Source organism: Paenibacillus sp. BJ-4, assembly GCF_020404765.1.
GTDB lineage: Bacteria > Bacillota > Bacilli > Paenibacillales > Paenibacillaceae > Paenibacillus.
Genome location: NZ_JAIVEM010000190.1, coordinates 20,116 through 33,694 on the forward strand (window position 1 = coordinate 20,116; position 13,579 = coordinate 33,694).

Below are 13,579 nucleotides of genomic sequence, written 5' to 3' on the forward strand. Positions count from 1 at the left end.
ATTAATGGGTTATAACAAATGCTTTTGGAAACTTCCCGACAACTGCAAACGCGGATGAACGCGGAGGGAGAGACTACCAAAATTCGCATAGCTGTTGCCACTTGTGAGGCAGATGTACACGCGCGAATCGGATCAAGTTGTTATCTGCATGACCTGGTAACAACAATGGTTTCCAATGGTAGCGCCGAAGGAGTAAACCTATACGCAGGTGAATCTCTCAGGCAAAAGGACCTCTGCCGGACGCATCTCTGGAGAGCATTCGCTATGAAGCGGATCACCCAAGAGGAAACCTGGTATACACCGGGGTAACTTTCAGGTATCAAGGACAGAGCTGAAAAAAGAGTATGGACCACCGTCTATACGTTTTTTTCGGCCTGTCTTTTTTGTTTAGCCGATCACACCGGATAGGAGTGGAAAAATGACTAACTTGCGCAAAACACCACTGTATTCGTCTTATGGAACGCTGCCCGGGGTCCGTTGTATTGACTTTGGAGGCTGGGAGCTCCCCGTACAGTTTAGCGGTATTCAAAAGGAGCATGAGGCCGTCCGGCAACATGCGGGGTTATTCGATGTATCGCATATGGGCGAGTTTTTGGTTGAAGGCAAAGAAGCCCAAGCTTTTTTGCAACAGGTAACGACGAACGATGTCAGCCAGTTGGAACCGGGCCAGGCTCAATACTCGCTCCTCTGTTATCCCGACGGGGGTGTGGTAGACGATCTGCTTGTTTACTGTAAAGGGCCGGAGCGTTACATGCTCGTTGTGAATGCCTCCAACATCGACAAGGATTGGGATTGGCTCATTCGCCACGTGCCTGCATCCGTTCATCTGGAAAATGTGTCTGATGCCATCGCATTGCTGGCATTGCAGGGTCCGGAAGCAGCGCGTATTATGACAGCCGTGACAGATACGGACATAACAAATCTGGCCTCTTTCCGATTCCGTGAGAACGTGCAGCTGTTCGGAGTAAAAGCACTTGTCTCCCGCACCGGATATACGGGTGAAGATGGTTTTGAAATGTATATACCTGCTGCGGAAGCCTCGGCTGTATGGGAAGGTTTGCTTCGTTCGGGTGAGTCGCATGGTCTGGTACCCGCTGGGCTTGGTGCCCGGGATACGCTGCGCTTTGAGGCACGGCTGCCGCTGTACGGACAGGAGCTATCTGCAACGATTTCACCGCTTGAAGCTGGCTTGGGCTTTTTCGTCAAGCTGGGCAAGGGAGATTTTATCGGCAGAGAAGCGCTGCAACGCCAGAAAGAGCAAGGCATTCCTCGCAAGCTGATCGGACTGGAGTTGCTGGATCGTGGTATCCCGCGCGCCCATTACCCGGTATTCGCGGAAGGACAGCAAATCGGCGAGGTTACAACGGGAACCCAGTCGCCAACCTTAAAGCGTAATCTGGGTCTGGCTCTGGTCGACAGCCGGTTTAGTGCTCTATCCACACCACTGGAGGTCGAAATCCGTGGCAAACGCCTGCGCGCCGAGGTGGTAGCAGCACCTTTTTATAAACGTTCACGTTGATTTAAGCACTCTTCATTTTTATATAGCGAACATGTCAGATATGAACTTCTGGATTTTCCAGTTCACGATTATTTATTAGCCAATTTATGATTTTAAATTTTGCTTTTTCGAAAGGAGCCAGAACCTATGAAGCAGCATCGCTATCTGCCCATGACCGAACAGGATCAAGCCGAAATGCTGCGCGTGGTCGGCGTATCGTCCATTGACGATTTATTCAGTGATATTCCAGAGGATATCCGATATCAGGGCGAGCTGCCCATGTCCTCTCGACTGGACGAAAGAGGCTTAACCCGCCATATGTCCGAGCTGGCCGGGCGTAATGTCAATACAGACACTCATGCCAGCTTTCTTGGTGCAGGGATTTATGATCATCATATCCCGTCCGTCATTCAGCACATCACTTCGCGCTCGGAATTTTACACCGCGTACACTCCTTATCAGCCAGAGATAAGCCAAGGCGAGCTGCAAGCCATCTTCGAATTTCAATCGTATATCTGCGAATTAACAGGCATGGCTGTAGCCAATGCCAGCATGTACGATGGAGCGACTGCGCTGGCGGAGGCGGGTTCACTGGCCGCCTCTGCTACCCACCGCAAACAGCTTATCGTATCACGGACCGTCCACCCGGAGGCACGTCAGGTATTAGCTGCCTATGCAAGTGGGCTGGGCTTGGACATCGTGGAGATTGGCTATTCGGACGGTGTAACGGATACACAGGCATTGGCGGAGGCCGTATCGGAACAGACGGCAGCTGTTTTGGTCCAAAGCCCCAACTTCTTCGGAGCCGTGGAAAATGTGAAGCTCATGGCTGACCTGATCCACGCACACCAAGGGCTTATGGTTGTCAGCGCCAATCCGCTGGCACTGGGCTTGCTGGAGACGCCCGGCAAGCAGGGAGCGGATATTGTCGTAGGAGACGCACAGCCACTTGGCATCTCTTCCTCCCTCGGCGGTCCGACCTGCGGTTATTTTGCCGTTTCTCAGGCACATATGCGCCGCATCCCCGGACGTATTGTAGGCCAAACCACAGACCGCAATGGTAAACGCGGCTTCGTGCTGACCTTGCAGGCACGGGAACAGCATATCCGGCGTGAAAAGGCCACGTCTAACATTTGCTCCAATCAAGCGTTGCTTGCTTTATCTGCATCTGTGTATTTGTCCGTCATGGGTAGACAGGGCATGCAAGAAGTAGCCGAGCTGAATTTGCATAAAAGCCGCTATGCATTAGAGCAATTGCTGAGCTTGAAGGGTGTGACTGCCTCCTTTAATGCGCCCACCTTTAACGAGTTTGCACTCAAGCTGCCTGATGGTACGGATATGAACAAGCTCCAGGCCGGACTGCTCGCTGCGGGATTTATCGGCGGCTATGAGTTGGGCCGGGACTACGAGGAACTTGCCGGTCACATGCTGATTGCCGTGACGGAGCAAAGAACCAAAGAAGAGATCGATCAATTTGTACACACCTTGGGGGGATTGCTATGACACACACCGGACAAGATCAGAAGCAAGAGCTGTTGAAGGAACACGATCAAGCGCTCATTTTTGAATTGAGCCGTCCGGGTCGTATCGCCTATTCCCTTTCCGAATGCGACGTTCCCCGTCGTCCGGTGGCAGAGCTTTTGCCGTATTATGCGCTGCGCAGCGAGCCTGCGGCATTACCGGAGGTATACGAAGTAGACGTGATTCGCCATTACACCGCCTTGTCCCGGCGCAATTTTGGGGTGGACAACGGATTTTATCCGCTCGGCTCCTGTACGATGAAATATAACCCGAAGGTAAACGAGGATGTCGCCCGTTATGCAGGCTTCGCTAAAATTCATCCCTATCAGCCTGAGGATAGCATCCAGGGTGCCATGGAACTGCTGCATACGCTCCAAAACGATCTGGCCGCGTTAACCGGTATGGATGCCGTCACCCTTCAGCCCGCCGCCGGCGCCCATGGCGAATGGACCGGGCTGATGATGATCCGCTCATACCATGAAGCCCGTGGTGAGCGACGTACCAAGGTGCTCGTGCCGGATTCCTCGCACGGAACGAACCCCGCCAGTGCAACCGTCGCGGGCTTCGAGACGATCACTCTTCCCTCCACCCCGCAGGGGCTGGTGGATCTGGACGCGCTGCGTCAAGCTGTAGGCAACGACACCGCTGCGCTCATGCTGACCAACCCGAACACGCTTGGCCTGTTCGAGAAGCAAATCGCTGACATTGCCGCGATTGTGCATGAAGCGGGGGGACTGCTCTACTATGACGGCGCGAATTCCAACGCCATCATGGGCATTACCCGCCCCGGGGATATGGGCTTCGATGTTGTGCATCTCAATTTGCACAAAACGATGAGTACCCCGCATGGCGGAGGCGGACCCGGCGCAGGGCCGGTCGGTGTAAAGCAGCGGCTCATTCCCTATTTGCCCAAGCCGCTGGTTGTACGTGATGCTCAGGGTACGTACCACTGGGACCGGGAGCAGGGAGATTCCATCGGACGGGTCAAAGCCTTTTACGGCAACTTCGGCATTCTCGTCCGTGCCTATGCCTACATCCGCAGCTACGGTCCTGACGGCTTGAAGCGGGTCTCTGAGTGCGCCGTACTGAATGCTAATTATATGATGCACCGGCTGGCTCCATATTTCGAGCTTCCCTACCCGGGACATTGCAAACACGAATTCGTGATGTCTGGACGGAATTTAAAAAAATTTGGAGTGCGCACACTTGATGTTGCCAAACGTTTGCTCGATTTCGGCTATCATCCGCCTACGATTTATTTTCCATTAAATGTAGAGGAATGTATCATGGTTGAGCCGACAGAAACGGAAAGCAAAGAGACGCTTGATGGTTTTATCGACACCTTGATTCATATTTCGCGAGAAGCGGAGGAGAACCCCGAGCTGGTGCTTAATGCACCCTATACCACACCAGTCACACGCTTGGATGAAACCACCGCTGCCCGCAAGCCTGTACTGAACTGCTCGTGCAGCTAAAAACAAATTTTATCTAAAGTATATAAAAAAGAAGCATACAAAAAAGCCGGTATCTGTTTAGATACCGGCTGCTGTATGTACACAGCAATTTTTTGTTGGAAAAAGATATTACCCTTAAAAATGTGATACCCTTAGCCTTCAATGCTTTGAACCAATTCAACTACCTGTTCGGCTGTTTGCATGTCCAAAGCTTTTGCAGCCAATTTTTCCATGTCTGCACGAGACAATTTGGAGATTTGACTGCGTGCTGGCAGAATGGAAGTTGCGCTCATACTGAACTCATCGAGTCCCAGACCCAGCAGCAACGGAATTGCTGTTGCATCCCCTGCCATTTCGCCACACATACCAACCCAACGTCCTTCACGGTGAGCTGCATCAATAACCATTTTCACCAGACGCAGAATGGATGGATTGTATGGTTGATACAAGTAAGATACGCGTTCGTTCATACGGTCTGCAGCCATTGTGTATTGGATTAGATCGTTCGTACCGATACTGAAGAAATCAACTTCTTTAGCAAATTGATCAGCCAATACCGCTGTAGAAGGGATTTCTACCATGATGCCCAGCTGAATTTCTTCAGCTACGGCTACACCCTCGGCTACCAACTTTTCTTTTTCCTCCAGCAAAACTGCTTTTGCTTCACGGAATTCGTTCAGTGTAGCAATCATCGGGAACATGATGCGCAGGTTACCGTGTACACTTGCCCGCAGCAAAGCACGCAATTGAGTACGGAAAATATCTTGACGATCCAGACACAGACGAATCGCACGGAATCCGAGGAACGGATTCATTTCTTTCGGCAGATCCAGATAAGGAAGTTCTTTGTCGCCACCGATGTCCAACGTACGGACTACAACCGGCTTACCTTCCATTTTTTCCAGAACGGTTTTGTATGCTGTGTACTGTACTTCTTCGGATGGGAGCTTGTCGCGTCCCATATACAAGAATTCTGTACGATACAAGCCGACGCCTTCTCCACCATTATCTAGAACACCAGCTACGTCGTTAGGCGTACCGATATTGGCTGCCAGTTCGACATGGACACCATCGACAGAAACCGTAGCTTCGCCGCGCAGCTTTCGCCACTCTTCGCGCTGCTTGTCGTATGCCACTTGTTTAGCACGGTATTCAGCAACGATCTCTTCAGAAGGATTCACGAATACATGTCCATCCAGACCATCAACGATAATCAAATCGCCGCTTTTAGCTTGGGACAATATATTTTTGGTTCCTACAACCGCAGGAATTTCAAGTGAGCGAGCCATGATAGCCGAATGCGAAGTACGTCCACCGATATTTGTTGCAAAGCCTTTAACAAATTCACGATTCAGCTGAGCTGTGTCGGAAGGTGTCAAATCTTCTGCAAGCACGATCGTTTCTTCGGCAATTTCTGCAGGGCTGACAAAATGAACACCAAGCAGATGATTGAGCACCCGTTTGGTTACATCACGCATGTCAGACGCGCGTTCTTGCAAATATGCACTTTTCATGTTTTCAAACATGGAAATAAACTGTGTAGCCACTTCATCCAGAGCATAGTCAGCATTAAGCTGCTCGTCTCTGATTTTAGCTTTTACTGGATCGATCAATTCAGGATCATTCAGGATCAACAGGTGAGAAGCAAAAATTTCTGCTTTTTTCTCGCCCAACTCCTTTAATGTTTTCTCCTTAATCATTTCCAATTCGGTTTGAGATTCTGCTAAAGCCGCATCCAATCTTGCAATTTCAGCTTCAACGTCACCAACCGCGCGTCTCTCTACAGCGTAATTCGGATGCTCCAAGATAAACGCCCGGGCAATGGCGATGCCTGCCGAAGCGGCAATCCCGGAGATCTTAAGCATGAACTTCGCCCAGCCCTTCGTTAACGATTACATTTTCAAGAGCTTTCAAAGCTTCAGCAGCTTCAGCGCCTTCACAGATAATATTGATGGTATCACCTTGCTCCAAACCCAGAGACAATACACCCAGAATGGATTTCAAAGTTACTTTTTTACCATTAGCTTCGGCAAAAGATTCAGCACCGCTGAATTTGTTAGCTGTATTTACCAGCGCAGTTGCAGGACGTGCATGGATACCGTCTTCATCTGTAATTCTAAAAGTTGTTTGCATAAAATTGTTCCTCCCACTTTTCTAAAAATAGTATTTGTTTACACGCAGTATAATACGTGCAGTGAAACCGGGCAATGATCAGACGGCCTAAGCCGCCTAATCATTAAACCGAAACACATAGAGTTTATTTTATCGTAATTATACCATCTTCGCCAGCCTTCAATACTCCTGTTTTGTTTAAAGTTACCGAAGAACCTTCTGGAAGGTTGGTGAAAATGACAGGTGAAATGATGGATTTAGCGTTTGCCTTCACGTATTCCAGGTCAATTTTCATGATTGGCTGACCTGCTGACACAAGATCGCCTTCGTTCACCAAAACGTCAAATCCTTGTCCTTTAAGCTTGACTGTATTCACTCCGATATGAACAAGCACTTCTTTGCCGCCATCGGATTGAATACCCACTGCGTGCTTGCTTGGGAATACATTAAAGACTTTACCATAAACAGGGGATACAATCGTTCCATCATTTGGCACGACTGCGAAGCCGTCTCCTGTCATACGCTCTGCAAATACCGGATCGGGAACTGTCGAAATATCAACCAATTCACCATTAACTGGCATCACGATATCTTCCACAATAATCGTTTGTTGCTCTTGTCCAGCTTCCTTTTCCTCTTGTGGAGCTGGTTGTGCCGGAGTAGGTGCAGGCGTGCGTCCCGCCATGATATCAGCCATTTGAGTTTTAATCGTATCGGAACGTGTACCGAAAATCGCCTGTACGTTATTGCCGACTTCAAGAACACCCGAAGCACCAAGCTGTTTCAAACGAGCTTTGTCAACGTTCGATTTCTCATTAACCTCAATCCGAAGACGTGTAATACAAGCATCCAGATGCTTGATATTCGATGAACCACCAAAAGCGGCCAAAATGTTGTGTGGAAGCTCATCACTACTGCCGGTCGCAGCGCTATCCACATTGTCTGTAGCTTCTTCACGTCCTGGTGTTTTCAGGTTGAACTTTCGTATGATGAATCGGAATCCAAAGTAGTAAATAACCGCTAAAATCAGACCGACGATGATGACATACCACCATGGAGTACGGGTTGGGATAATCCCGAAAATCAGGAAGTCAATAAATCCACCCGAGAACGTCATACCGATTTTGACATTCAAAATTTGCATGGTCATAAATGACAGACCTGCAAATACACAGTGAACTGCGAACAACAGTGGAGCAACGAACAGGAAGGAAAATTCCAGCGGCTCCGTAATCCCTGTCAAAAACGAAGTCAATGCTGCGGAACCCATAATACCTGCTACATATTTTTTGTGTTCCGGTCTTGCTTCATGATACATCGCAAGCGCGGCAGCTGGCAGACCGAACATCATGAATGGGAATTTACCCACTTGGAACGTACTTGCTGTCAGAGTCACTCCGTCGCGAAGCTGGTTAAAGAAGATCTGCTGGTCACCATGAATGGTTTGACCTGCTTTGTTAACATATTCGCCAAACTCAAACCAAAACGGTGAGTACCAGATATGATGCAAACCGAATGGAATAAGTGCGCGTTCGATAACCCCGAACAGGAACGCTGAGAAGGTCGGATTGGAATACACCATAAAGTGAGATACTGCGTTAAGTCCTTGTTGAACTGGAGGCCAGATCAGAACCAGTGCAAGTCCGACAATCAGCGAGGATACTGCTGTTGCTATCGGAACGAAGCGCTTACCTGCGAAAAAGCCCAAATACGAAGGCAACTCAATTTTGAAAAAGCGGTTGTACATAGACGCGGCCAGGATACCAATGATAATCCCGCCAAAAACCCCTGTTTGAAGCGTTGGAATCCCCAATACAGTTGCATACCCCGGGACTTTTTGGGCAATTAGGCCAGGTGTAACACCAACGGCTGTTCCCAGCGTAATATTCATTACGAGGTAACCGATGATCGCAGCCAAACCTGCTACACCTTCACCACCTGCCAGACCGACGGCTACGCCGACTGCAAACAACAATGCCAAATTATCAAAAACGATTTGTCCGGCATTCATCATGATCGTCGCAACTGATTGTACCCAGCCCGCATTCAATGCAGGAATATACTGGAGAAAATCAGGATTGACCAGCATGTTACCAATTCCCAATAAAAGTCCCGCAGCTGGCAAAATAGCTACAGGAAGCATTAAAGCTTTGCCGACACGCTGTAAAACGCCGAAAAGCTTTTTAAACATACGTTCCACTTCCTTCTCTAAAAAATTTAGAATGCAGAGGCAAAACAACAAAAAAGGCATAAGCCGATTTAAGTATGTTTGAACACAACCTTGGGATATAGCTTACCCTAGTAGGCTGTAAACAATCATAACTTAAAACAACTCATGCCTGATCGAATCAGTAACACGTTAAATGTTCAATTGTTGTCTTGCTCATTACAGATTGATTATAGCATCCTGCTAAAAGTGAGGCAATACTTTTTTATTTCCCGGTTTTACATTGGTTACTCTCCCTGCTCTTTGCGCTGGGACAACCGCTGCAAATGCATCGTCAAATAGCTAACCTCAGCTGGATACACAGGTTTACGGAGCCTTTTCTCCATAATTTTCGTGAGCTTCCAGGCCAGCATATACATTTCCGGATACTCCTCATTCAAAAGCTTGTCTAAGCGGTAAATCTCCTGCACAATCTCACCACGCCGCACACGTTCAATGGCAAATCTCAGATGTGTCAGCAGGCGGGAATAATCAAGAGATTGGAGAGGAATACGATAGTCGAGGGTATTCTCGACTACCTGAACCATATCAGCGATCAGACGAGAATCCTTCCGAACCTCAGAAATATGCTGGTTCGTCATGGCACTATAAATATGCAAGGCCACAAATCCGATTTCATCTTCTCCCAAATCCACGGCCATCTTATCCCTGATTAAAGAAACGGCCTGTTCAGCCATCTTGTATTCCTGGGGATATATTTCCCTGGTTTCGTACAGAAACGGATTATGAATCGTAATCCCCTGTTTCTGACGGTTGATGGAAAAAGCGATATGGTCGGTTAAAGCAATTAATATGTGCTCATTCAAAGGCTTCTTCGCTTGAAGCTGAACCAGATGAAGCACCTCACCGATGACCTCAATGAGCTTTTCATCCAGCTCAGGAAGCAATCGTTTGTATTGCTCCTGCTCTTCATGGCTTTTTAAAATAAATAATTTTTCAACTGAATCCAACGGTATAAGATCGCCGGCTTTGCGATTGAAACCGATTCCTTTTCCAATCACGACAACCTCATCATGTTCGGGATGCATTCCTATAATCACATTGTTATTCAGCGCTTTCGCCACTTGTAGGCTGCTCACATCCGCACCTCTTTTTATCAGAACCTTGATCCTAAGAATTATAGCATGCTGCTCAGAGGAATCCACGTTAAAGTACCAAATATTCTGCTAAAGGTCAATAAAAAGAAAACGCTTTTCATCACAATTGCCGGGAAAAACTGTGATGAAAAGCGGCCTTTCTGTTCAGGATCATCTGCTCACCTAAAGACTTATATTCTATTCTTTATCTGAATACGCTACCTCAACCGGGGCATGAATGTGTAGCTTATCCGTTTCATCGGAGGACGGTGCGGAATGAAGGCCATTTTTCCCAGTGGTCAGCCCTTTAATTAACTGCTCCACATCGATACCGGATACACTCTTCAGCATCTCGGGAGCCGTAGCCATCAATTCTGTGACATAATTGCTGACACGTGCCGCGCCTTCTCCTTTGCCTGTATCAACTACCGTCAGTTTATCAATGGACGCAATCGGCTCGGCAATTCGTCCAGCCAGATCAGGCAGCATTTTGACGATAATATCCAGTACGGCTGCCTCTCCAAACTTTTGGAACGCCTCCGCCAGTTTTTCCTTTGCCTCCGCTTCTGCCAAACCACGCAAACGGATGACGTCTGCGTCCGCCGTACCCTTCGCACGTTCCGCGTCCGCTTCAGCCTGCCCGTTCAAGCGTTTTTGCTCAGCTGATGCTTTAGCCTGTGTCTCAATCGAGTATTGCAGCGATTCCGCCTCACGCATTTTCCGCGATTTATCCGCTTCCGCTGCTTGCTCTACGGCATACCGATCGGCTTCCGCTTTCTTTTTCACTTCCGCATCGTATTGCTTTTCACGAACCTGAATTTCCTTGGTTTGAAGATCAATTTCTCGCTCCTTGCGGACCAGCTCAACCTTCATCTGCTCCTCAACAGCAGTCTGCTTGGCACGAGCCTCCTGAATATGATAAGCCTGATCAGCGTCGGCCTTGGCTGTATCCTGCTCTTTCTTAAACGCAGCCACTTTTAGTTCCTTCTCCTTGGCTGCCTCGGCAATATTGGTATCGCGCAGCAGCTCGGCCTTCTGGCCTTCCTGTTCTGCACGCGCCTTCTGAATCCGGGCATCCCGCACAGCCTCTGCTTCCGCAATCTCCGCATCCCGTTTCACGGCGGCAATTCTCGGCTTACCGAGTGCATCCAGATATCCATGTTTGTCACGCACATCCTTGATGGTGAATGATACAATTTGCAGACCCATCTTTTTTAGATCGCGAGCAGCTACGCCCTGTACTTCCTGGGCGAACCGATCCCGATTACGGTACACTTCCTCCACCGTCATTGAGCCGAGAATGGCACGCAAATGCCCTTCCAGCACTTCCTGGGCCTCTCCCTTGAGAGCCTCCAAGGGCTTCCCAATAAATTGTTCGGCTGCTGTCGCTATATCCTCAATGGAACTGCCGACCTTAATAATGGCTACACCGTCAGCAATCACTGGAACCCCTTGCTCCGTATATACTTCCGGTGTCGTTACGTCAAGTTTGTGGGACAAGAGAGAAATAAATTCGGATTGCTGAAAAATAGGCCAAATAAATGCCCCTCCACCGCGTACAATTTTAATTTTGCGACCGGATTCATCCTCGGAAATATTTTTATTTCCCAGAAAAGAACCCGTTACGATCATTCCTTCATCCGGTCCAACCGTTTTGTAGCGGGCCCAAAAAGCAATCCCTAATATGACAATAACGATAACAACAATCCCAGGGACCAGCACAATATCCTGCAAATTTGACACTCCCGTTCACGCTCCCTTCAAGTTAAGCGAATGCGCCGTCTATGTGTCCAGGTATGCTACGCGAACGACGCCCTCTGCGACCTCAACCACGACGATACGGGTCCCCGCAGCCAGCGGTTTGTGATCAAAGCTGGATGCTGTATGTATGGTGTTGCCTGCACCCAAGCGGATCATAACCTCCCCGTAACCAACCTCCGGCACCGGAATGGTGACCTCACCGATCCTGCCAGTCAGCTCACGCATAGAGAAGCCGCTGGATACCTCCGAGTTCGCCATTGGCTTGATAAACGCAAAAAACACAAGTATTCCAATGACAAATGCAACACAAAAAGCAAGCACAACGACCCAGCCCGTGCTTAGCCCTGTATATTTCGTCAATAGCACACCTGCCCCGCCAAAGGCAGTCATGGCTCCAAGTAAAACAACAGGTCTGAACCAATCAAGGCTCGGCAGCTCCAACGCCCCGTCCAGCCAACTACCGAGTACATCTCCGATCAGCACGCTGACTACCGTAAAGATAGCGCCCCCTGCCAATAACCACCAAAATAGGGTTTCCATGCGACTCCTCCTTCCATATGCCTTTTCAGTCTGGTTTCCAGTCTATAACTATGTTTACGTATTCAACCTTAAAAAGTTTCAAAATTTTCCTGAAATGCCTCACATGAAACCCAAAAAAGCACGTTCCTACGTCAAATGACGTACAAACGTGCTTAAAGTAGTCCGAAACCGATTTACAGAGAAGCGTTGTAAATTTCCACTACATCTTCGCGGTTGAGCTTGTTAAAGCCGCCGAAAGCTCCAAATTTCACAGCTTTATCCGCCATAATATCGATTTTGGAAGCATCGATATCGTAATCTGCCAGACGGCTTGGTGCACCAATCGAGTTCCAGAAATTACGCAGCGCCTGAATGCCTTCCAACGCTACTTCTTCATCACTCTTGCCTTCCGGGTTCACATGGAATACATTCACAGCCAGTTGCTTGAAGCGTTCAGGCTTCACATGCAGATTATGTTTCATCCAGTTCGGGAACAGAATAGCCAGTCCTCCGCCATGTGGAATATCATACACAGCAGACACAGCATGCTCAATATTATGAGTAGCCCAGTCACCTGTCAGTCCCATGTTCAAAAAGCCGTTCAGCGCCATTGTTCCACAATACATAATTGTTTCACGCAACTCGTAGTTTTCCAGATCGTTAACCAGACCCGGAGCAGCATCCATGACCGTACGCAAAATCGTTTCACACCAGCCCAGTTGAACCGGAGTATTGGATTCCAAATGGAAATAATGCTCCAGTGTATGTGACATCATATCTACAATTCCGTAAACAGTTTGATCACGCGGCAGAGAATAAGTGTTCACCGGATCGAGAATGGAAAACGCTGGGAACGCATATACGCTGCCCCATCCCAATTTTTCTTGTGTTTTTTCGTTCGTAATGACAGAACCTGCGTTCATTTCGGAACCGGTTGCTGCCATCGTCAGAACTGTACCTAATGGCAATGCCGCCTTTGGAGCCGCTTTACGCTCCGCAAAATCCCACATATCACCATCGTATTTCGCGCCAACAGCGATGGCTTTGGAGCAATCCAGCACACTACCGCCGCCCACAGCCAATACGAGGTCGATTTGATGTGTTTTACACAATTCCACGCCTTTATGTACGGTAGACAAGCGAGGATTTGGTTCTACACCAGCCAGTTCTGTTACCTCTGCACCGATTTCACCGAGCAAACTTATTACATTATCATACAGACCGCTGCGCTTAATGCTGCCGCCGCCGTATACAAGCAATACGCGATTACCATATTTAGGAACTTCACGCTTGAGAGCTTCCAATTGCCCCTTACCGAAGATCAATTGTGTCGGATTATAAAATTCAAATGCTTTCATCGCAAACGCTCGCCTCCAATATTTTAAAGTTTAAGGTTAAGAAACTACTCTAT

Annotated in this window: 10 protein-coding genes and 1 riboswitch; of the genes, 3 read left to right on the forward strand and 7 right to left on the reverse strand. The window is 48.5% G+C overall.

The features are described from left to right. Nucleotides 1–54: 54 nt before the first annotated feature. Nucleotides 55–243: riboswitch (glycine riboswitch) on the forward strand. A gap of 175 nt (nt 244–418) precedes the next feature. The 3 genes from gcvT to gcvPB all read left to right on the forward strand — a co-directional run bounded on the left by gcvT (nt 419) and on the right by gcvPB (nt 4,494). Then, entirely contained in the window at nt 419–1,519 is a 1,101-nt protein-coding gene (gene gcvT / locus LCF57_RS27110; RefSeq protein WP_226003441.1) for a glycine cleavage system aminomethyltransferase GcvT, read from the forward strand. Nucleotides 1,520–1,645: 126 nt separating this feature from the next. After that, on the forward strand, nt 1,646–3,001 hold the full coding sequence (gene gcvPA / locus LCF57_RS27115; protein ID WP_226003442.1) for an aminomethyl-transferring glycine dehydrogenase subunit GcvPA: 1,356 nt from the start codon (nt 1,646–1,648) through the stop codon (nt 2,999–3,001). Then, complete coding sequence (gcvPB, locus tag LCF57_RS27120) at nt 2,998–4,494, forward strand: aminomethyl-transferring glycine dehydrogenase subunit GcvPB (protein ID WP_318840820.1); 1,497 nt, start codon at nt 2,998–3,000, stop codon at nt 4,492–4,494. Before gcvPA ends, gcvPB begins: the two co-directional genes overlap by 4 nt. 131 nt (nt 4,495–4,625) lie before the next feature. Here the strand turns inward: gcvPB and ptsP are convergent, their stop codons facing one another. The 7 genes from ptsP to LCF57_RS27155 form a co-directional block, all read right to left on the reverse strand. After that, the gene (gene ptsP, locus LCF57_RS27125; protein WP_226003443.1) at nt 4,626–6,338 is read right to left on the reverse strand and encodes a phosphoenolpyruvate--protein phosphotransferase; all 1,713 of its coding nucleotides are present in this window, start codon (nt 6,336–6,338) and stop codon (nt 4,626–4,628) included. Further along, the gene (locus LCF57_RS27130; RefSeq protein WP_013372579.1) at nt 6,331–6,606 is read right to left on the reverse strand and encodes an HPr family phosphocarrier protein; all 276 of its coding nucleotides are present in this window, start codon (nt 6,604–6,606) and stop codon (nt 6,331–6,333) included. Before LCF57_RS27130 ends, ptsP begins: the two co-directional genes overlap by 8 nt. 124 nt (nt 6,607–6,730) lie before the next feature. Then, the gene (gene ptsG / locus LCF57_RS27135; RefSeq protein WP_226003444.1) at nt 6,731–8,776 is read right to left on the reverse strand and encodes a glucose-specific PTS transporter subunit IIBC; all 2,046 of its coding nucleotides are present in this window, start codon (nt 8,774–8,776) and stop codon (nt 6,731–6,733) included. A 263-nt stretch (nt 8,777–9,039) separates the two neighbouring features. Then, entirely contained in the window at nt 9,040–9,891 is an 852-nt protein-coding gene (gene glcT, locus LCF57_RS27140) for a glucose PTS transporter transcription antiterminator GlcT (protein ID WP_226003445.1), read from the reverse strand. Nucleotides 9,892–10,086: 195 nt separating this feature from the next. Next, nucleotides 10,087–11,622 (reverse strand): flotillin family protein, encoded by a 1,536-nt coding sequence (locus tag LCF57_RS27145; RefSeq protein WP_226003496.1) that lies wholly within the window; start codon nt 11,620–11,622, stop codon nt 10,087–10,089. 48 nt (nt 11,623–11,670) lie between these two features. Further along, entirely contained in the window at nt 11,671–12,189 is a 519-nt protein-coding gene (locus tag LCF57_RS27150) for an NfeD family protein (RefSeq protein WP_226003446.1), read from the reverse strand. Nucleotides 12,190–12,362: 173 nt separating this feature from the next. Beyond that, nucleotides 12,363–13,526, reverse strand: a complete 1,164-nt coding sequence (locus LCF57_RS27155; protein WP_226003447.1) for an iron-containing alcohol dehydrogenase — start codon at nt 13,524–13,526, stop codon at nt 12,363–12,365. Between the last annotated feature and the right edge of the window lie 53 nt (nt 13,527–13,579).

What these genes read in the sequence shown, in the direction of transcription:
- LCF57_RS27130 (WP_013372579.1), bottom strand. Translation starts at nt 6,606, where the DNA reads ATGCAAACAACTTTTAGAATTACAGATGAAGACGGTATCCATGCACGT.
- gcvPB (WP_318840820.1), top strand. Translation starts at nt 2,998, where the DNA reads ATGACACACACCGGACAAGATCAGAAGCAAGAGCTGTTGAAGGAACAC.
- ptsP (WP_226003443.1), bottom strand. Translation starts at nt 6,338, where the DNA reads ATGCTTAAGATCTCCGGGATTGCCGCTTCGGCAGGCATCGCCATTGCC.
- gcvPA (WP_226003442.1), top strand. Translation starts at nt 1,646, where the DNA reads ATGAAGCAGCATCGCTATCTGCCCATGACCGAACAGGATCAAGCCGAA.
- ptsG (WP_226003444.1), bottom strand. Translation starts at nt 8,776, where the DNA reads ATGTTTAAAAAGCTTTTCGGCGTTTTACAGCGTGTCGGCAAAGCTTTA.
- LCF57_RS27150 (WP_226003446.1), bottom strand. Translation starts at nt 12,189, where the DNA reads ATGGAAACCCTATTTTGGTGGTTATTGGCAGGGGGCGCTATCTTTACG.
- LCF57_RS27155 (WP_226003447.1), bottom strand. Translation starts at nt 13,526, where the DNA reads ATGAAAGCATTTGAATTTTATAATCCGACACAATTGATCTTCGGTAAG.
- gcvT (WP_226003441.1), top strand. Translation starts at nt 419, where the DNA reads ATGACTAACTTGCGCAAAACACCACTGTATTCGTCTTATGGAACGCTG.